General features: G+C 48.3%; 17 protein-coding genes. 12 read left to right on the top strand and 5 right to left on the bottom strand.

Going from position 1 to position 21,054, the window contains the following annotated elements:
- Positions 1-60: 60 nt before the first annotated feature.
- Positions 61-1,476: an NCS2 family permease gene (locus DWW13_RS01735; RefSeq protein ID WP_117509154.1), complete on the bottom strand. Its 1,416-nt coding sequence runs from the start codon at positions 1,474-1,476 to the stop codon at positions 61-63.
- Between the two features lie 313 nt (positions 1,477-1,789).
- Here DWW13_RS01735 and DWW13_RS01740 point away from each other — a divergent pair, with 313 nt between their 5' ends.
- Entirely contained in the window at positions 1,790-3,451 is a 1,662-nt protein-coding gene (locus tag DWW13_RS01740; RefSeq protein ID WP_055265183.1) for a Na/Pi cotransporter family protein, read from the top strand.
- Between the two features lie 118 nt (positions 3,452-3,569).
- Here the strand turns inward: DWW13_RS01740 and DWW13_RS01745 are convergent, their stop codons facing one another.
- Positions 3,570-5,048, bottom strand: coding sequence for a S1C family serine protease (locus DWW13_RS01745; RefSeq protein WP_118594762.1), 1,479 nt, complete (start codon positions 5,046-5,048; stop codon positions 3,570-3,572).
- Between the two features lie 213 nt (positions 5,049-5,261).
- Here DWW13_RS01745 and DWW13_RS01750 point away from each other — a divergent pair, with 213 nt between their 5' ends.
- Complete coding sequence (locus DWW13_RS01750; protein ID WP_117508985.1) at positions 5,262-6,791, top strand: ASKHA domain-containing protein; 1,530 nt, start codon at positions 5,262-5,264, stop codon at positions 6,789-6,791.
- Positions 6,792-6,867: 76 nt separating this feature from the next.
- On the top strand, positions 6,868-9,213 hold the full coding sequence (gene feoB, locus DWW13_RS01755; RefSeq protein WP_118719030.1) for a ferrous iron transport protein B: 2,346 nt from the start codon (positions 6,868-6,870) through the stop codon (positions 9,211-9,213).
- 96 nt (positions 9,214-9,309) lie between these two features.
- On the opposite strand, the gene DWW13_RS01760 is transcribed toward feoB, so the two are convergent.
- Positions 9,310-10,101, bottom strand: a complete 792-nt coding sequence (locus DWW13_RS01760) for a hypothetical protein (protein WP_118719032.1) — start codon at positions 10,099-10,101, stop codon at positions 9,310-9,312.
- 354 nt (positions 10,102-10,455) lie between these two features.
- Between DWW13_RS01760 and pfkB the strand changes: the two genes are divergently transcribed.
- The 5 genes from pfkB to DWW13_RS01785 all read left to right on the top strand — a co-directional run bounded on the left by pfkB (position 10,456) and on the right by DWW13_RS01785 (position 16,281).
- Positions 10,456-11,364, top strand: coding sequence for a 1-phosphofructokinase (gene pfkB, locus DWW13_RS01765; RefSeq protein WP_118666254.1), 909 nt, complete (start codon positions 10,456-10,458; stop codon positions 11,362-11,364).
- A 15-nt stretch (positions 11,365-11,379) separates the two neighbouring features.
- Positions 11,380-13,293 (top strand): PTS fructose transporter subunit IIABC, encoded by a 1,914-nt coding sequence (locus DWW13_RS01770; RefSeq protein ID WP_118719034.1) that lies wholly within the window; start codon positions 11,380-11,382, stop codon positions 13,291-13,293.
- A 68-nt stretch (positions 13,294-13,361) separates the two neighbouring features.
- Entirely contained in the window at positions 13,362-13,619 is a 258-nt protein-coding gene (locus DWW13_RS01775) for an HPr family phosphocarrier protein (protein ID WP_022463097.1), read from the top strand.
- A 263-nt stretch (positions 13,620-13,882) separates the two neighbouring features.
- Entirely contained in the window at positions 13,883-15,532 is a 1,650-nt protein-coding gene (ptsP, locus tag DWW13_RS01780; RefSeq protein ID WP_118719036.1) for a phosphoenolpyruvate--protein phosphotransferase, read from the top strand.
- Complete coding sequence (locus tag DWW13_RS01785) at positions 15,526-16,281, top strand: DeoR/GlpR family DNA-binding transcription regulator (RefSeq protein ID WP_055265168.1); 756 nt, start codon at positions 15,526-15,528, stop codon at positions 16,279-16,281. The genes ptsP and DWW13_RS01785 overlap by 7 nt, the downstream gene beginning before the upstream one ends.
- An 88-nt stretch (positions 16,282-16,369) precedes the next feature.
- On the opposite strand, the gene DWW13_RS01790 is transcribed toward DWW13_RS01785, so the two are convergent.
- Together DWW13_RS01790 and DWW13_RS19705 are read right to left on the bottom strand one after the other, a co-directional pair.
- A complete protein-coding gene (locus DWW13_RS01790; RefSeq protein WP_117760316.1) occupies positions 16,370-16,816 on the bottom strand; it encodes a hypothetical protein in 447 nt (148 codons plus the stop codon).
- A gap of 59 nt (positions 16,817-16,875) precedes the next feature.
- Positions 16,876-17,001, bottom strand: a complete 126-nt coding sequence (locus tag DWW13_RS19705) for a hypothetical protein (RefSeq protein ID WP_256359687.1) — start codon at positions 16,999-17,001, stop codon at positions 16,876-16,878.
- Between the two features lie 203 nt (positions 17,002-17,204).
- On the opposite strand from DWW13_RS19705, the gene DWW13_RS01795 reads away from it, so the two are divergent.
- The 4 genes from DWW13_RS01795 (at position 17,205) to DWW13_RS01810 (ending at position 21,044) form a co-directional block, all read left to right on the top strand.
- Positions 17,205-18,494 carry a transposase gene (locus DWW13_RS01795; protein WP_226906315.1) on the top strand — a complete coding sequence of 430 codons (1,290 nt, stop codon included), beginning with the start codon at positions 17,205-17,207 and terminating at the stop codon, positions 18,492-18,494.
- Between the two features lie 463 nt (positions 18,495-18,957).
- Entirely contained in the window at positions 18,958-19,230 is a 273-nt protein-coding gene (locus tag DWW13_RS01800; protein WP_118719038.1) for a DUF6017 domain-containing protein, read from the top strand.
- Between the two features lie 113 nt (positions 19,231-19,343).
- Positions 19,344-20,600, top strand: a complete 1,257-nt coding sequence (locus DWW13_RS01805; RefSeq protein WP_158579731.1) for a leucine-rich repeat protein — start codon at positions 19,344-19,346, stop codon at positions 20,598-20,600.
- Between the two features lie 114 nt (positions 20,601-20,714).
- Complete coding sequence (locus DWW13_RS01810) at positions 20,715-21,044, top strand: hypothetical protein (RefSeq protein ID WP_117812925.1); 330 nt, start codon at positions 20,715-20,717, stop codon at positions 21,042-21,044.
- Positions 21,045-21,054 lie beyond the last annotated feature (10 nt).

The following is a 21,054-nucleotide window of genomic DNA, read 5'->3' on the forward strand; positions in this document are numbered from 1 at the left end:
ACAGAATAAAATCTGTGGGACAGGAGCCTTTTTATGCGGTTCTGTATCGTTAAAAAGCCATTACAGAAGAAGGTATTTTAAGATAAACAGAACAGCCAGGATGTACATGATCACGCTGATCTTTTTTTCTTTTGCTTTTCCGCTCAGGATCTGGATTGCAACGTAGGAGATAACTCCCATGGCAATACCTTCGGAAATGCTGTAGAAGAACGGCATAGCTCCGATGCAGATGTAGCACGGAATCGCCTCGGAAAGATCACTGAAATCAATGTTGACTACGTTGGTCAGCATGTAGAAGCCTACCACGATCAGTGCCGGAGCCGTTGCAAAGGACGGGATGGCAAGGAAGATCGGGGAGAGGAACAGAGCGAGGCCGAAGAGGATTGCAGTGGTAACAGCGGTAAGACCGGTACGGCCGCCTTCGGAAACGCCGGAAGCACTCTCAACGAAAGTTGTTGTGGTAGAAGTACCAAGAACAGCACCTGCGCAGGTAGCAACAGCATCTGCCATCAGCGCGCCCTTGATGCGCGGAAGTTTTCCGTTTTTGTCGAGCATGTTTGCCTTGGAAGATACACCGATCAGAGTTCCGATGGTATCAAACATATCGACAAACAGGAATGCAAACATGATCACGAAGAACTCGCCTGTTTTCAGAATGGAGAAATCCAGTTTTCCGAAAATCGGGGCAAGGCTTGGAATGGAAAGTCCGTTGGAAAAATCCGGGAACAGGCTGTAGAAGCCGTTTGCCGGGTTCGGAACGTAGAGACCGCATGCCTGGCAGATCATGCCGAGGATCCAGGTTGCAAGAATTCCCCAGAGGATGTTTCCCTTTACATTGCGTACGACAAGAACGGCGGTGAGGATAACACCGATGACTGCGAGCAGAACGGTGATTCCGACATCGTTAAACGTTCCTGCCACATACTCTGTTCCGTTTAATGTGGCTGCAGACTGCAGGTTGGCATTGTAGGAAGACAGGGAATAGAGGCCTGCCACGGTTGAAGAGTTCGGCAGTACAATTTTTGCATTCTGAAGTCCGATGAATGCGATGAACAGACCGATGCCGACGCTGACTGCAGATTTCAGGCTGACCGGAATGGAGTTGAAGATCGCCTCACGGACGTTGGTCAGAGAAAGTACAATAAAGATGATACCTTCTGCAAAAACGGCGGTCAGGGCTGCCTGCCAGCTATATCCGTAGCCGAGAACAACGGTGTAGGCAAAATAGGCGTTGAGGCCCATTCCTGGTGCCAGAGCGAATGGATAATTGGCGAAAAGTGCCATGAGCAGGGTGCCAAGGAAGGCTGCCAGAGCCGTTGCGGTAAAGACAGCGCCGTGGTCCATGCCGGTGGAGGAAAGGATGTTCGGGTTGACGGCAAGAATGTACGCCATCGTCATGAACGTGGTGACACCGGCGATGATCTCGGTTTTGACCGTTGTTCCATTTTCCCGCAGCTTGAATGTGTTTTCCATCAGCTTGCTAAACTTTTCCATAGTTTTCTCTCCTTTTGAATTTTGTAGGCGGAAATGTCGCCTCATAATATGGAAACATCCTAAATGTTACAATATTATCAAGTAGAATGCAAGAAAGAAACGAAAAGAATCTGAAAATTTCTTGTCGAAATTTTTAATTTTTCTATAGACAAATGTCATGATTTCTTTTATGATAAAAAAGGTGTCTTGTAAAATCTGCGTTAAGGAAATGTAAAATATCGAGATAAAAAATGCGAAACTACTTGGCGGAGATTTGGAAAGAGACATCAGAAAAAGACAAGGAAGAAAAAAGAATATGAGTGTAATAGTGTCTTTGATGGGCGGTCTGGGCTTCTTCTTATATGGAATGAAGCTGATGAGTGAAGGACTGCAGAAGGTTGCCGGATCCAAGATGAGAAGCATTCTGGAGGTATTTACGAAGAACCGTGTGATCGGTCTTCTGGTCGGTATTTTCTTTACCGCGCTGATTCAGTCCTCCAACGCTACAACCGTTATGGTGGTCAGCTTCGTAAACTCCGGTCTGATGAAACTGGCACAGGCTCCTGGAATTATCCTCGGAGCAAACATCGGTACGACAGTTACCGGACAGCTGATTGCGTTTGACCTTGCGGATATCGCGCCGCTGTTTGTCATCATCGGTGTTCTGATGGTTATGTTCGTAAAGAACAATCTGACGATCAGCCGTCTCGGCGAGGTTATCTTGGGATTTGGTATTCTGTTTATGGGTATCTCCGGTATCTCAGGAGCCCTGAACGAAGCAAAAGAGATCCCGGCAGTCGTTAACGCCCTCGGATCCCTGACGAATCCGTTTCTTGCGTTCTTAGTCGGCTGGGTGGCTACCGCGATTCTGCAGAGTAACTCTGCAACGGTCGGAATCATCATGCTTCTTGCAAGAGAGGGCTTGATGGGACTTCCGATCTGTCTGTTTATGATGCTTGGATGCAACATCGGATGTACGATGTCCGCGATTCTTGCCAGCTTCGGCTGCAAAAAAGATGCAAAACGTGCGGCATGTGTCCACCTGCTGTTCAACATCTCCGGAACGATTGTCTGCTCCATTATTTTCCTGCTGTTTGGAAAACAGGTAGTTGACTTCTTTATGGGTATTTCCGGAAACGAAGCAGGCCGTATGATCGCAAATGCAAACTCGATCATCAAAGTATGCCAGGTACTCCTGATGCTGCCGTTTACCCCGCTTCTGGTGAAGGCAACGTACTTTATCATCCGCGGAAATGACGAGGAAGACAAAAAGTTCGAGCTTGCCTACATCAGCTCGAAACATGCGATGTCCCCGACGACTGCAGTTCTGCAGGCTGTCCGTGAGATGGAGCGTATGGCACAGATGGCAGAGACCAACCTGATTCGCGCGATGAATACGCTGGTGACCCGCGATCAGAAAGAAATCGACGAGGTCTACCGTGTCGAGGAAAATATTAATTTCCTGAACAAAGAGATTACGAACTATCTGGTTCACTTAAATCAGGCATCGCTGCCGACATCAGACGTTATGCGCATCGGTGCGCTGTTCCATGTGGTCAATGATATCGAGCGGATTGGTGATCATGCCGAAAATGTCGCAGATTCTGCTGTGCAGATGACGAATGACAATGTGACCTTCAGCAAACAGGGCGAACTGGATCTTTCCGAGATGCTGGATATGGTATTAAAAATTCTCGATGAGTCGATCGAAATGTTTGCAAAGAATGATCTGCAGCACCTGCAGGAGATCATTGATATTGAAAATTCCATTGATCAGGAGGAGCGGGATCTGCAGCAGAAGCATGTAGAGCGTCTGACCCGCAACGAATGTACGCCGGAAGCCGGCATGATCTTCTCCGATCTTGTATCCGGACTCGAGCGTGTCGCGGACCATGCAACCAATATTGCATTCTCCATTCTGGATGAAGATCCGGAAGAGAAAGCAGCCCGCGAGGCAGTTGCAGGAGCAGAAAAATAAGAAATGGATTAAGAGAATAGGAGAAAGGCCCCGAAACATTGGAGTTATGTTTCGGGGCCTTTCTTTCATGCTTATGATGTTTTTTATTTATGGATTTCTTTCACGGGAGAGCGGGCAGTCAGATCGAAGGAGTAGCGGAGGTCAGGGTATTTCCTCCCTCTGCAGAGCGGGATGAACCCGCATTCTGCTGGGAATCGCTCTGCTGATCATCTGAAGAGCTGATGCTCGTTCCGAGGGTCAGGGAGAAGGTCTTTGTCTCATAGGATCCGTTGTCTGGAACCTGTACTTCCACCTCGACGGTTTCGCCGGCAGAGTAATACTGCAGCAGGGATTTCAGCTCGCTGGTGGAGGTGATGGAATGTCCGTCAAAGCTGGTCAGAACGTATCCGGATTTCAGACCTGCATTTTCAGCGGCACCGCCGGAGGTTACTTCGGAGATATAGATGCCGGCCGGCATATTGTATGCCTGCTGGATCTGGCTGCTGACATCGAGGCATTTGATGCCGATCGTTCCCTGATCTTCTGCGGCAACCTTTGTTCTGGTCTGCTCATTCATCAGATTTTCAATGATATCGGAAACACGGGAGACCGGGATTGCATAGCCCATGCCCTCTACCTCTGTAGAAGCAAGTTTTGCGGAGTTGATACCGATGACCTCTCCGTTCATGTTCAGAAGAGCGCCGCCGCTGTTGCCAGGGTTGATGGCTGCATCGGTCTGTAAGTAGGTCTTTCCGGTTGTATCAGTGGAAGAAGTATCTGCCGTTGTTCCATCGGAGCTTCCGTCAGAAGAGGAATCGCTGTCGATCACACGGTTTGCAGCACTGATGATACCGGTCGTAACGGACTGGCCGTAGCCGAGTGCGTTGCCGATCGCAACGACCTGCTCGCCGACCTCAACGGAATCAGAATCGCCCATCGTGGCAACAGCGATGCTGCTCATCGTGTCATCCGGGATCTCGGAGAGCGGAACGGCGATGACGGCAAGATCGTTATCGGCATCGGTACCTTTGATATTTGCCTTGCAGACCTGATTGTTTACAAAACTAACAGAAAGAGTATCGGCATCTTCTACTACATGGTTATTGGTGACGATCAGAAGCTCGGTGTCATTCTTTCCGATGATGATACCGGAACCGCAGCTTGTGGTCTCCTCGGTCTGCGGAGTCTGGGCACCGTAACCGAACATGCTGAAGTAGTTCTGTACTTCCTGTACGGACTGGTTTGTGATGGAGACGATCGACGGCATTGCGTTTTTCGCAATCGTGGAAACATCCATCGTTCCGGTGGAAGTGGAGCTTGAGGATGTGGCAGCGGCTTTTAAGAGGCTGCTGTTGGAAGTCGTCTGCTGTGCAGTGGTTGTTGTTGCAGTGGCTGTCGTGCTTCCGGCAAAGTGGTTGACTGCCTGGAAGGTACCGCCGGCAACACCGCCGAACAGAACTGCGCTTAAGGCGATGGCTCCGATTTTTTTTGCAAGCTTAGCAGCTTTTTTGTTTTTGGAAGAAGGTTTCTTTCCGTTGAAGCTGTTCTGCTCTGCTGCCATCATGTTCTCATTATTGGTTTCGTTTTCGTTATTGTAGTTGTTTCTGTAGTCCATCATAATAAATGCTTCCTTTCTGGTATCTGTATTTTAAACTGTGTTCCGGAATCGGCTTCCGGTTTTGTTTGCTTCCTTTTTTGTTTCTATGCTTTGCAGTATAATGGGAATCTGTGATGGAAATGTAGTAAAAATGTGAAAAAAATAAGTTCTCTGGAAAAGAGAAAAGTGCTACAATAAGAAACAGAAAAATGATCAGGAAATGAGGAAGTAATAATGAATAGAGGAATAACACAGAAACAGTATCTGGGGTTGGTCCCGCCGACGGAGGAGGACGCCCGCTCCAGCCAGATGCGGATACTGGATGCATTAAAAGAGAAAGGAATCACCGCATCATTTACCCTTCCAGCGCTGCAGAAACTGTATCCCATCTGCGATGAGGCAGACTATAACATAACGGTTTCCCTCGCATGGAATGGAAGCATCTGGCAGGTGGTTGATCTGGAAGCGGGCGATACAGCAGCAGAGCATTACGGCTATGCCGCTGATCTTGGAAGTACGACCGTCGTTGTGCGCCTGGTAAACTGCAGCGACGGTACTGTGCTTGCCGAGGAGAGCGAATACAACCGCCAGACTGCCTATGGAACCGATATTCTGACGAGAATCTTTGCCTGTAAGGATAAACCGGAGGTACTGCAGGACATCCGTGCGTGTACGATGGAGACATTTACACTGCTCTTTGAAAAACTTCGCCAAAAGACAGGAATTGCGCCGTCGGATGTTCTCTCAATGGTCGTATCCGGCAACACAACGATGATCCATTTCCTGCTGGGACTGGATCCGTTCTGCGTCTTTTCATCCCCGTACGCCGTGCGCGCAGACCGCGTCGGATTCCTTCCGGCGAAAGAGATGGGATTTCCCATGAAGGGATGTGTCTACTGCGTGCCGGGAAAATCCAATTACCTGGGCGGTGATATATTAAGCGGTATGATCGCAACGGAACTCTATAAAAAAGAAACGATCAGCGTTTTTTTTGATATCGGAACGAACGGCGAGCTTGTCGTCGGAAACCGGGAATTTCTGCTCTGCGGCGCAGGCGCTGCCGGTCCGGCGCTCGAGGGCGGCGTGGTCAAAACCGGCATGCGAGCTGCAGAAGGCGCTGTTGATACGGTAAAAATAGAAGACGGGAAAATCCAGTGCCATGTAATCGGAGAGGGTAAGCCAAAGGGCATCTGCGGTTCCGGCATTATCGATCTGCTCGCGGAATTATTCCTAAATGGCTGGATCAACCTGTTCGGTACCCTGCAGCCGGAGCGGTCCGAAAAGATCAAGGAAGACCCGGAGACGGGAGAGTGGTGCGTTGAATATAGTGAAGGGCTGTGCTTCTATCAGAGTGATATCGCCGAATTCCTTCGTACAAAGTCAGCGGCCTACACGATGGTTGAGTACATGATGCGTGAATCCGGCATTTCCATGGAAGAAATTGACCGGTTTTACGCGGCTGGTGCATTTGGAAAGCACGTTTCAAAGGAATCCGCCATCACGATCGGCATGTACCCGGATATGGACCGCAGCCGCCTGATCTGCGCCGGAAATACGTCGCTTGCGGGAGCAGAAAAAATCCTGCTGGATCGGACCTGCATCGACGATATTGACCGCATTCTGGACGAGATGGTCTACATCCAGTTCGGCCAGGTCGCCGCTTTCATCTCTATGATGAAAGCGGCCCAGGCAATCCCACACACGGATCTGGAGCTGTTTCCGAGTGTACAGAAGAAGCTCGAAGAAAAACAAAAAGAGAAATAATGGCAATTGCTTGACCGCAGTCGAATTGTGTCATATACTTACTATTGATAATGAGAATCAATAAGGAGTGAAATATATGACACTGAAAGAACTGCCGATCGGCAAAACAGCGACCGTCCGCACGGTAGGAGGAGAGGGCGCGCTGCGGCAGCACTTCCTAGATATGGGAATCATTCCGGGGGCGGAAGTGACGATGGTAAAGTATGCACCGATGGGAGACCCTGTGGAAGTGCGGATTCACAGCTATGAACTGACACTCCGCCTCGCCGATGCCGGACGGATTGCCATTGATGAGATGCGGGACGCTGTAAAAGAAAAAGAGCAGCCGGATGCGAAAGCAATTCCGCATCCCGGCTTTGGAGAGGGCGGAAAGTACCACAATAAGGCAGAGGAGCATCCGCTGCCGGAAGGAGAGCTGTTGTCCTTTGCGCTGGCCGGAAACCAGAACTGCGGCAAGACCACCCTGTTCAACCAATTAACGGGATCCAACCAGCACGTCGGAAACTTCCCCGGCGTGACCGTAGACCGGAAGGACGGTGAAATCCGCGGCCAGAAAAACACGCTGGTCACCGATCTTCCCGGCATTTATTCGATGTCGCCGTATTCAAGCGAAGAGATCGTCACCCGGAATTTCGTTCTGAACGAGCATCCGCGCGGCATCATCAATATTGTAGATGCGACAAATATCGAACGAAACCTGTATCTGACGATGCAGCTGATGGAACTCGACGTTCCGATGGTACTGGCCCTCAACATGATGGATGAGGTACGCGAAAACGGCGGTTCTGTGCTCGTGAACCAGATGGAAGAGAGACTTGGCATCCCGGTTATCCCGATTTCCGCTGCAAAAAACGAGGGAATCGATGAACTGGTTGCCCATGCTGTCCATGTGGCCAAATACCAGGAAAAACCGGGCAGAAAGGACTTCTGTGAGGCGAATGACCACGGCGGTGCCGTCCACCGTGCGTTGCATGCGATCATGCATCTGATCGAGGATCACGCCGCAAGGGCGGATATTCCGGTGCGGTTTGCGGCGAGCAAGCTGGCAGAGGGCGATGCGCTGATCCTGGAGCAGCTGGCCCTCGATGAAAACGAGAAAGAGATGCTCGAGCATATCGTCTGTCAGATGGAGACGGAGCGCGGCCTGGACCGCGCGGCGGCGATTGCGGATATGCGTTTTAATTTTATTGAAAAAGTCTGCCGTGAGACCGTGGTAAAACCAAAAGAGAGCCGCGAGCATGTGCGGAGCACAGAAATTGACCGTGTGCTGACCGGAAAATATACGGCTCTGCCATGTTTTGCCGGGATTATGGCGGCTGTCTTTTTCCTGACCTTCCATGTGATCGGAGCATCGCTGCAGAGTGTGCTGGAGATTCTGATCGGAAAACTGACCGAGCTCGTGGACAGCGCCATGACAGCATGGGGCGTCAATCCGGTGCTTCATTCCCTTGTGATTGACGGTATTTTTAACGGCGTCGGAAGTGTCTTAAGCTTCCTTCCGATCATCGTCACCCTGTTTTTCTTCCTGTCCATTCTGGAAGACAGCGGCTATATGGCGCGCGTGGCATTTGTGATGGATAAGCTGCTCCGGAAAATCGGCCTCTCCGGCCGCAGTATCGTGCCGATGCTGGTCGGTTTTGGCTGTACCGTGCCGGGCGTCATGGCGAGCCGCACCCTGCCTTCCGAGCGTGACCGGAAAATGACGATCCTATTAACTCCGTTTATGAGCTGTTCGGCAAAACTTCCGATTTACGCGTTCTTTACCGCCGCATTCTTCCCGAAATACAGTGCCCTTGTGATGGTTCTTCTGTATTTCGGTGGTATCTTCATGGCTGTCCTGATGGCGATGCTGATGCAGGGAACTTTATTCCAGGGGGAAGCCGTTCCGTTTGTCATGGAGCTTCCAAACTACCGCATGCCGGGGGCAAAAAATGTCGGACAGCTTTTGTGGGATAAGGCAAAAGACTTCCTGCAGCGGGCATTCACCGTCATTTTTGTTGCCACGATTGTGATCTGGTTTTTACAGACCTTTGGAACGCATCTCAATGTCGTGGAGGACTCCAAGGACAGCATTCTCGCCGTTGTCTCCGGCCGTCTCGCCCCGGTTTTTCGGCCGCTTGGATTTGGAGACTGGAGAGTATCGACCGCCCTTCTAACCGGATTTATGGCAAAGGAGAGTGTCGTCTCGACACTTTCCGTACTGTTCGGCACGACCGCGCAGCTGACCGAAATCCTGACACCGGTTTCCGCATTAAGCCTTCTGGTTTTCTGCCTCCTCTATACGCCGTGTGTGGCGGCAGTCGCTTCCATCAAGCGGGAGCTTGGCGGCAGATGGGCAGCCGGTGTTGTCGTTTCACAGTGTGTGATCGCCTGGCTGGCAGCTTTTGTCGTACATGGCTTTGCACTGCTGTTTGGCATGTAAAAAAGAACGTTAAATAAGAAAAGCTCTGCAGAACAGAAAATGCAAAATTCTGATCTGCAGAGCTTTTGATATATGGCTGGTAAAAAAATGCCGGTTTTAAATTTTTCGTATCACATGCTTTAAAATTTCTGTTTTGTGGAGCAGAAAGATCGAGCAGTCCATAAACAGATGGGCAAGAAAGGTGCTCAAAATGACACCATTTGATTTCAGCAGAAAGCCGACATGGAACCCATACCAGCACACGAAACCGGAGTAGGCGCTCATGATGACAAGAAGCGGTAGATTTTCCAACACGCCCCGCATCGTTTCAAGAAAACTCTTGACCGTAAAGTCGAAATACAGGAAGCGGCCGACCGTCAGTGTCAGGAAATAGAGAATCAGGCCGTCGTAATTCGTGTCCTCGTAGATAAAGCGGATGTACAGAAGAATCAGTACAATATAGAAGACCGAAATCAGCCGCACCGACGCCTTCTGCTCCGGGTCAAGGTGCGTGAGCTTTACCAGAACCACATCGAGCCAGCTCGTCAGAAAGACGGAGAGCACGATAAAGACAAGAAGCACCACATCCTGATATTTCTCCCAGTACATCGAAATCTGCGGCAGACGCTCATCGATAATGTAATAGAGGGAGAGGAAGAGAAGAATCGAAGTGCCGGAGAAAACCAGCTCATAAAAGCTTTCCACAATCTGATACTGCCTGCGTTGGTGTTTTTTCCGGCGTATTTTTTTTGCTTTTTCCTCTGTCTCCTCTTTTAGCTGCCGCTGAATCTGCAATTTTGCAATCAGAAGCACAAGGGCAAGCACCAGAATCAGGCCGAGCAGTGAGACAAGCAGAAAACTGCCCACATTGGCGGGATCAAAATAGTGAAGAATATAGTATCGTTTCAAATAAAATCACCTCTTCTGAAAATTCTTTTTTTGATTTCTCTTCACTTTAGTACCAAATCCGGAAAAAGTAAAGTACAAAAATGAGAACAGAAAGAAAGTGTCTGATAAAAAATAACCGAAATGGAGAGAATAAAGTGATCGATGCGTGACAGGGTAGAAAAGATGACAATCAGTCAAACTCGGTTAAAACAGGGCGATAAAACGGGGAAATCCGTCATAAAACTCTAAACTTATGCAAATACGACAAAAAGAGAAGGTAAAATTCATGAAATATTAATGATTGATTTTGAATGAATATGACGATATAATAAGCTCATCAAAGCAAACACGATCAAAATAAAGCAGGAGGGAAATATGATTTACACAGTGACATTCAATCCGTCTCTGGACTACATTGTATCGGTGGAAGACTTCAAGCTCGGCCTTACCAACCGCACAAGCTCCGAGCTGATGCTTCCGGGCGGAAAAGGAATCAACGTATCGACCGTACTTGGAAACCTTGGAATTGAGAGCACAGCGCTCGGATTTCTGGCAGGCTTTACCGGAAAAGAAATCGCGGGACGGCTCGACCAGATGGGAATTAAAAACGGCTGCATCTGGCTGGAAGAAGGATATTCCCGCATCAACGTCAAATTAAAGAGTATTGACGGAACTGAAATCAACGGACAGGGACCCGAAATCCCGGAGAAAAAAGTGGAAGAGCTGATGAAACAGCTTTCCGCACTCGGCGAGGGCGACGTTCTCTTCCTCGCAGGCAGCATCCCGTCATCCATGGCAGATGATGCCTATCAGAAAATTATGGAAATGCTCGACGGCAAGGGCGTCCGCATCGTCGTAGACGCGACCCGTGATCTGCTGATGAAGGTTCTGCCGTACCACCCGTTCCTCATCAAACCGAACAATCACGAACTCGGCGAGATTTTCGGTGTGGAATTAAAGACAAGAGAGTCGGTTGTTCCGTATGCAAAACAGCTGCAGAAAAAGGGCGCACAGAACGTTCTGGTTTCCATGGCAGGCGAAGGAGCCGTTCTCGTTGCCGCATCCGGTGAGGTCTTTGAAGCTCCGGCCCCGAAAGGAAAGCTTATCAACGGCGTCGGCGCAGGAGACTCGATGGTAGCCGGATTCATGGCAGGCTACATGGAAAAAGAAGATTACCTCCATGCGTTCCATATGGGAATCGCAGCGGGAAGTGCAAGTGCTTTTTCTGAAAACCTTGCAACCCGGGAGGAAATTGCATCTGTCTACGAACAGATTACAAAATAAAAGGGAGGACGTCTCATGAGAATCACAGATTTGCTGGACATCCGCAGTATTGCGCTGGATGCCGCACCGAAAAGCAAACAGGAAACGCTTGACGCAGCCGTAGCGCTGATGGTCAAAAGCGGAAAGATCACAGACGAAGATGCGTACCGCGCACAGGTTTACGCAAGAGAAGAAGAGAGCACCACAGGAATCGGAGAGGGAATTGCGATTCCGCACGGAAAATGTGATGCAGTAAACAAACCGGGCCTTGCAGCCATGGTGATCCCGAACGGTGTTGATTTTGATTCTCTCGATGGAGAGCCGGTCACCCTGCTGTTCCTCATCGCAGCGCCGAACACAAAAGACAACGTTCACCTCGATGTCTTAAGTAAACTTTCCATGATGCTGATGGATGAAGAGTTCACCAAGAGCCTTCGAAACGCAAGGACACCGGAAGAGTTCCTTGCCATTATCGACCGCGCCGATGAAGAGAAAAAGAGCGTAGATGAGCGTCTTGCAGAGCCGGTGGAAGCAAAAGAAAACCAGGTGAAGATTCTCGCCGTTACTTCCTGCCCGACCGGTATTGCCCACACTTACATGGCAGCCGAGGGAATCGAGAAAGCAGCGAAAGCAAAAGGATGCTTCGTAAAAGTCGAGACACGAGGCTCCGGCGGAGCGAAAAACGTGCTGACTGCACAGGAAATCGCCGATGCGGACTGCATCATCGTTGCAGCCGACGCACAGGTTCCGATGGATCGTTTCGACGGAAAGAAAGTCATCCAGCGCCAGGTATCCGACGGTATCAGCAAAGCAGATGAGCTGATCGAGCTTGCGATGTCCGGAAACGCACCGGTTTACAAGAGCGGCAATGCGCAGACAGCCGCAGCAAGCACGAAGAAGAACAGCGGCGGTATCGGCCACCAGCTGTACACCCAGCTGATGAATGGTGTTTCCCATATGCTTCCGTTCGTTGTCGGCGGCGGTATTCTGATCGCAATCGCATTCCTGATCGACGGACTTCTTGTTGATATGAACTCCCTTGATGCCGCAGCCAGATCAAACTTCGGTACGATTACCCCGGCTGCAGCGATGTTCAAACAGATCGGCGGCGTGGCATTCGGCTTCATGCTCCCGGTTCTTGCAGGCTACATCGCCATGGCAATCGGCGACCGGCCGGCACTTGCCCTTGGTTTTGTCGGCGGTATGATGGCATCGAGCGGAACCTCCGGTTTCCTTGGAGCACTTGTTGCCGGTTTTGCAGCAGGCTACATTATCCTTGTCCTCCGCAAAGCATGTGAGAAACTTCCGGAAGCACTCGAAAAGATTGCGCCGGTTCTGATTTACCCGGTAGTCGGCATCCTTGCGATGGGACTTCTGATGCTCTTCATTGTAGAGCCGATCATGGGAACCGTCAACACGGTACTGAACAATGGTCTTGCTTCCATGGGCGGATCCAGCAAGCTGATCCTTGGCATGATCCTCGGCGGCATGATGGCCATCGACATGGGCGGCCCGTTCAACAAAGCAGCTTACGTATTCGGAACAGCAGCCATCGCAGCAGGAAACTACGACATTATGGCATCCGTTATGATCGGCGGTATGGTTCCTCCGTGTGCGATTGCACTTGCAACCCTGCTGTTCAAAGATAAATTTACAAAAGAAGAAAGAGAATCCGGTCCGACCAACTTCATCATGGGACTCGCCTTCATCACCGAGGGTGCGATTCCATTCGCAGCAGCAGACCCGATCCACGTTCTTCCGGCCTGCATCATCGGCTCTGGCCTCGCAGGTGCGCTCTCCATGGCATTTGGCTGTACCTTAATGGCACCGCACGGCGGCATCTTCGTTGTACCGGTTATGGGAAATGCGCTGCTTTATCTGGTGGCAGTTGTCATCGGAACAGTGGTATCCGCAGTTCTGCTTGGAGTTTTAAAGAAAAAAGTTGCATAAAAGAGTAGAAAAAAGACAGAAAACAAAGTAAAATAAAAATATCAAAGATCCTATGGGAGGAAAAAATCATGAAAGAATTTAAGTATGTTGTAACAGATCCAGAAGGAATCCACGCTCGTCCGGCAGGAATGCTGGTAAAAGCAGTCAAAGAATTTTCCTGTGATATCAAGATCGCAAAAGACGGAAAAGCCATGAACTGCAAAGCCATCTTCGGCATCATGGGACTGGCTGTAAAACAGGGCGAAGAAGTTACCCTGACCTTCGATGGAGCAGATGAAGATGCTGCATACGAAGCAATCAGCAATTTCATGAAAGAGAACTTGTAATTCTACAGAGCCATGCGGAATGGAAGAAAAAAGTGCGAATCATGCTTGCATGAATGAGTGCTTTTTTCTGGAATTCCATATGGCGAGAAGCCACATCGAAATGGAGCGTAAGCGGAATTGAGATGGGGCTCTGGAGAATTACAATATAGTAATCGGCAGGAGCGTGTTTGAAAAACTTTCTGAAACTAAGAAATCCTTTTTGAACACGCTCCGGCTGTCTGGACAGAAAATTCGGATATCGAGAACAAAGGTGGAGAAAACTTATGCAGATTTATCAGGGAAAAAGCGTATTTTCCGGCATTGCGATCGGAAAGATCCGCGTATACAAAAAGAATGAGCGTCAGGTAAAACGTGTGAAAGTAGAAAATCCGGATGCGGAGATGGCACGGTTTGAGGAAGCAAAGGCAAAAGGAATCGCACAGCTTAGCGTTCTGTATGAAAAAGCATGCAAAGAGGTTGGCGAGGCCAATGCAGCGATCTTCGAGGTACATCAGATGATGATGGAGGACGACGGCTACAACGAGTCCGTCGAGAATATTATCAAGAGCCAGGGCGTCAACGCTGAGTATGCCGTTGCAACGACAGGCGACAACTTTGCGCAGATGTTTTCTGCCATGGACGATGATTACATGAGAGAGCGCGCGGCAGACGTAAAGGATATTTCCGAGCGTCTGATCTCCATCTTAAACGGAGACGACACCGACGCATCCTTAAACGACGAACCGGCGATCATCGTGGCAGATGACCTTGCGCCGTCTGAGACGGTACAGATGGATAAGGACAAAGTTCTTTCTTTTGTTACCGTACACGGTTCTTTAAATTCCCACACCGCTATCCTTGCAAGAACCATGGCGATTCCGGCACTGGTCGGAACACCGCTTCCGCTGGATGAGAGCGTAGACGGAAAGCTCGGCATCGTGGACGGATCCGATGGAACCATCTATGTTGATCCGGACGAGGAGACTCTTGCTGCCATGCAGAAGCGCCGCACCGAGGAGGAGGAAAAGAAAAAACTGCTCCTCACCTTAAAGGGAAAAGAAAATATTACACTGGATGGACAGAAAATTCTGCTGTATGCTAATATCGGAAACATCAAAGACCTTGCGGCTGTCATGCAGAACGACGCGGGCGGCATCGGCCTGTTCCGAAGCGAGTTTATCTATCTTGAGCAGGATCACTATCCAACAGAGGAGGAGCAGTTCCGTATCTACAAACAGGCAGCAGAGACGATGGCGGGAAAACGCGTCATCATCCGTACCCTCGATATCGGTGCCGATAAACAGTGCGATTATTTCGAGATGGAAAAAGAGGAGAACCCGGCACTTGGCTGCCGTGCGATCCGCATCTGCCTGACGCGGCCGGAGATCTTCAAGACACAGCTTCGCGCGCTGTTCCGCGCAAGCGCATATGGAAAAATTGCCATTATGTATCCAATGATCACAAGTGTCGGCGAGGTTCGCCAGATCAAAGCGATTGTGGAGGAAGTAAAAGCTTCTCTCGCTGAGCAGGGCATTGAGTACGGAAATCCAGAGCAGGGTATCATGATCGAGACCCCGGCGGCTGCCATCATCAGCGATGAGCTGGCAAAAGAGGTTGATTTCTTCAGTATCGGAACGAACGACCTCAGTCAGTACACCCTCGCGATCGACCGCCAGAACACAAAGCTGGATCCGTTCTTTGATCCGCATCACCCGGCGATCCTGCGCATGATTCAGATGGTTGTGGAGAATGCACACAAAGCCGGCATCTGGGCCGGTATCTGCGGCGAACTCGGCGCTGACCAGGAGCTGACAAAAGAGTTCCTTGCGATGGGCGTAGATGAACTTTCCGTTTCTCCGGGAAGCATCCTTCCGCTCCGCAAGATCATTCTGGAAACAAACGTGGCAGAATATAAGGCAGGAAAGAAATGTTAACACAGCAGAGACATGAGATAATTTTGAAACTGTTAAAGGAAAAGGGAAGCATCACCGTGACGGAAGTCCGGGATCTTCTCGATACATCGGAGTCCACGGTACGCCGCGATATCACAGCGCTCGACAAGGAGGGCAAGCTGGAAAAGGTATTCGGCGGCGCCGTGGAAGCCGGCCAGAAGGTGACGGCACACGAGTACACCGTTGCACAGAAAAATGAGCTGAACTGCGATGCCAAACGGAAAATCGCAGAATATGCGGCATCCCTCATCGAGCCGGACGATTTCGTCTTTCTCGACGCGGGAACGACAACGGCGCATATGATCGATTTCATCCGGGCAACCTCCGCCGTTTTCGTGACAAACGCCGTTGACCACGCACGGCGGCTGGCATCACGCGGGTTTAAGGTCATTCTGGTAGGCGGCGAGCTCAAAAGCTCCACAGAAGCCGTCGTCGGAAACCAGGCAATCCGCACGATCCAGGAGTATCATTTCACCAAAGGCTTTTTCGGCACCAACGGTGTCACAAGAAGAAGCGGCTGCACAACGCCGGATGTCAATGAAGCAGTAATCAAAAAGACCGCCATGGAGCAGTGCCGCCAGTGCTACGTCCTCTGTGACGCAAGCAAATTTAACAGCATCAGTTCCGTTACCTTCGCAGACTTTGAAAAACCGATTTTTATCACGGACCGGAAAGTTCCCGGGTATGAGAAGAGCAAACATATCATCGTATGCGAGACGGAGCGAAAATAAAAAGCCAACATCTTACACGCACATAAATTGCAAAGCGCCCCGGCCCTGCAGATCATTTGGATGCAGGACCGGGGCGCCGTTTACAGACTTATTCTTTGATTTCCGCCAGCGTTACATCTGGATGATGATACTGCGGACGATGTTTCAAAAATGGAACTTTAAGCAGGGTAGCATTCTTGGGACACCAGTGAAGACAGGCATAACAGGCTGCACAGGAATGTCCTCCATAAAAATACGATGCAGTAACAAAATCTTCTTTTGGCAGACTTCCGTCAGATGTAAAGTTTGTTTTTTGTTCTTTTATAAAAGATATGATAGATTTTAACCGTTCCGGTGCTTTTTTCAGTCGTTCCAGATTTTCCTGCTCTGAGCTGATTAAACAGTTGCCTGGCATCTGCAGATCAAAGACAGCCGACAGGTTTGCACCGCTGCGGGAAAGTGCCTGACTTAGGCTGACAAAAGAATTTCCGCTTTTTCCATTGTTAGAAGTCATGACGACAAAAGTATAGCAGTCAGGATTGACCGTTAACTTCAATAAAAATTCTTTTACAATCCATGGCAGATCGCTCATGTAGGTAGGAAAGACAAAACCGATTATATCGTTTTTGCAGAAAAAATTGCTTTCTGTTTTATAATATTCTCAACAGGCTGATTCAGCTCTTTTCCAATTTCTTTTGCAGCCCAAAGCGAATTACCAGTTCCGGTAAAATAAAAAATCATAAGTTTTTCCCTCTCTTTTTGAAGTTTATGACGGAGAAAATATTTTTATCCGTTTGCTTTATATTATTTTAAAACTATGATGTTGGGGTCAAAAGCCCCTCTATAGTACCTTGAAAAGTTCATATATTTTGTAGTAAATACAAGCCTAAATGGTTTACTTGCTGTATAATAGAGATATCTTAGTAGGAAAGAAGGCAATCTCTATGTCATTCAAAGAAAATACTTACCAGCAAATGTCATTTACAGATAGTTTTTCTGGATTAACTGCCAGAGAACAAAAAGCATTGGAAAAATCCTGGGCAAAAGTCTTTGCCGATGAAATATTTCCTGCCATTGATGAAAAGCGTTTTTCTGTCTTATACAGCGATAAGGCATCCAGACCGAATACTCCGGTCAACGTGATTGTTGGTGCGCTCATTATCAAAGAGCTTTTTGATTATTCCGATGACGAGATGGTCGAAAATCTTATGCTGGATTTTCGAATTCAGTACGCACTGCACACAACAAGTTTTGAAGAACAGCCTTTGAGTGACAAGACCTTAAGCCGTTTCCGCAAGAGGTGCTATGATTATGAAACACTTCACAACAAGGATCTTTACCATGATTGTGTGAAAGATTTAAGTGCTTCCATTGCAAAACTGATGGGAATCAGCGGTAAAGTCAGACGTATGGATTCCATGATGATCGAATCCAACGTCCGCAGGCTCAGCCGAATGGAACTGATATACACCTGCATTGTAAAGCTGGCGATGTATGTGAATAAAATCAATGGTTCCGTTCTGTCTGACGATTTAAAACATTATATCGATCCTAACGATTTTAACAGAGTGATTTATCATCAGCGCAGTACCGATGCAGATGAGCGCATGAAGCAACTCTTAACGGATGCGGATAAACTTCTTGCCCTGTGTGAGTCTGATTACAATGATTCAACAGAGTATGATCTGTTTGTCAGATGCCTGTCAGAACAGACCATTGTTGAAAATGAAAACCGAAGACTCCGCACGAAAGAAGACGGCGGCATGAAATCAACCATGCTGCAGAATCCTTCTGACCCTGAAGCGACATTCCGGAATAAAGCAGGAAAAGAGCATCGAGGATATGCTGCTAATCTTGAAGAATCCGTTGGAGCCGATGGTTCTGTTGTAACAGAGTACCAGTATGAGCAAAACAACCATAGTGACAGTCAGTTTATCCAGGAGCACCTTGCGCAGATGGATAACCAGGAAGAACGGACTGTTATAGTCACGGATGGAGCATATAGTGGAACAGAAAACACACAACTTGCAGCTCATAAAAACGTAGAACTGATTACCACAAGTCTGACGGGGAAACCGGCTCCGGATATCCTTGCTGATTTTGAATTCAACGAAGAGGGAACAAAAGTCCTCCGATGTCCAGCCGGCCATGCACCGAAAAGCTGTTCTTATATGAAACCAAGCAATCAGTGTGCCGTTTCCTCTCTGCATGAGCAGTGTGCCAACTGTCCGTAGCAGGATCAATGCAAGCCGAAGATCTTTAAGAAGGTTGCAAAAATAGTAACATCCAAAGCAGCGCATGAACGTGCGAAAATCCAACGGAACATGAATAGCAAAGAATTCAAAAATTATGCAAGGCTGCGTAATGGAGTGGAAACTGTTCCATTGAATATACGCAAGAATTACCACTTGGAAAAGATACCTCGTGGGAAACAGCGGGGCAAGTTCTTTTTCGGTTCCAAGATAGTAGCATTGAATTTCAGAAAACTCTTCAACTATGTGAAGGGTTTAGGACATTACGCTCAAAATCCGGTACTTGTATAAAATCAAGGAAGGGAATACCAGCGTATATCCGAAGAAATCCGGTATTACACTACAAAATATGAATTTTTCAAGGTGCTATAGAAATAGAGGACAAAGTTATTTATGGTTTTGACCCTAACATCATAATATAAAGCGGGGAACAAAAAGAGGTGGGATGGATATGATGGATCGGATATCTGCCTACCGGGAACTGATTCGGAAAAATATTGATTACGAGAACTACCCGCCGATCTATAACAAGCAGGAAGTGGATGAACTGGTCGATCTGATTGTAGAAACCCTAATGCTGCCGGATACAGGAACAATCCGGATTGGAGGAAAGGAACGTCCTGTTCCGATTGTAAAAAGCATGTTCCTGAAGCTGGATAAAGATCACATCTGTTATATCCTGAAGTGCCTGCACAATACGGAAAAGAAAAAAGAGTAAAAATGGCCGTATCAAAAAAACAGCCAGCGAAAAAAAGGCAGAAAAAGAAAAGCAGCTTGTGGATCATATCGTTGATTGCTGTTATTTTGCTGATTCTTGTTGGAGTCGTATTTTTGGTACTGCCAAAATTTCGAAAAGAAGCTGCACCGGAAAAACCGGAAACGATCAAGGTGGAAGCTGCAGAGAAAAGCTATGCTGCCGGAAGTCGGCTTTCAGAAAAAAATTTCCGCGTATACGGAATATCCGGGAAACAGAAACAGCTTCTGGATGCAGATACATACAGCGTGTCACCGGCTAAAGTGCCGGCACATGGCCACAGTGTTACCGTAGAGGTTTCCTCCAAGGCATATCCGGATATCAAGGCAGAGATAACAGTGCTTATTGACCGTGATGAAAGTGTTAGGTATAAAATCGGCAGAGAAAATCCAGATGATGTGGAGGCTATCCTGTATTCCAACGGGGATCTAGAAATATCCGGAAAAGGAAGCGTCCGGAATTTCAAATCAGATTCTGCGCCATGGAAGAAAGATTCTGTTAAACGGCTGACCTGGATTGATCCGGAGGCAGAAGTGGAAAGCATGGACTACTGGTTTACAGGAAATGACGAATACCTGGAAACATTGTGCCGCATTCCGGACACAGTGAGAAGCATGGTGGAAACATTCAAAAATGCCACAGCGATGACCAGTATGCCGGATATGTCTGGTGCGGTCCGGCTGGAAGATATTACATCCTGCGCAGAAGGGTGTATTGCACTGGAAAAGGCCATGGAACTTCCAGGGAATATAAAACAGGCAAAAAAAGCATTTTACGGTGATACGGCGCTGATCGATGGAGCCGATACAACAGCCTGTATGCAGCTGGAGAACATGGATTCTATGTATTACGGCTGTGTGGCCCTGGCATCTGTCCAGATTCCGGACAGTGCGAAGGAACTCTCGAATATCTGCAATGGCTGCGTCAACCTGAAAGAAGTGCATATCCCATCAGCTGCACAGAAAATGAACAGCAGTTTTTTCGGATGTACCGCACTGGAATCCATAACCGGTGAAATCCCATCTTCCTGTACGGATAGCGGGAACCTGTTTTCCGGCTGTAAGTTCCTGAGTGGAACACTTACCGTTTCCTGTACATCCAGGACAACCCTTTCAAGCTCGTTTTCGGACGCTGCAACGGCTGGAACAGGACTTACGATCATCATTTTACGGTACGATGCAGAAAAATCGCAGGAAACGGCCAATACGGGCTTCTACGGGGGAACAAAAAGTGCAGATGAAATCCTGAACGCATTAAAGGCATCTATGGAAGTCGCATTCAGCAGCGGAAGCCATATTACAATAACAACAAATGCAAATAAAACAGAGGGGTGATTAGAATGTAATAAAAATGCAATATGAAAAATAGCAAAAGACTCTTGTAATTACGGAATTGGAAAGGTAATATGATAATATGATCCAAAGAAATAAAAAAGGGGGAGAAACCATATGGACATGAAAGAGCTTCGAAAAAATGCAGAGAAAGTAATAGCAGAACGTTTTCCGAATTTCAATTTTTCCACACTGGACTGGGGAGAGCTTGATCCATTCTATCTGGAGCATCCGGAAGAAATACCGATTGAGCATGAGTTTATTGGCTACCGGCAGGATGGTGATGTAGCGGAAGATTACCAGGGAAATCTGTATCTGGTTCTTTGTGATCCAGGAATCCACCCGATCGGAAGTGTATGCATGGAACAGTCCGAACTGGACGATGCCGTAAAACTTGGAAAACGGGAAGATTATACCGGGGAACTTCTGGAAGAAATTCCGGAGTAAAAAGTGAAAT

This window comes from Blautia sp. AF14-40 (assembly GCF_003479665.1).
Taxonomy (GTDB): Bacteria; Bacillota; Clostridia; order Lachnospirales; family Lachnospiraceae; genus Fusicatenibacter; species Fusicatenibacter saccharivorans.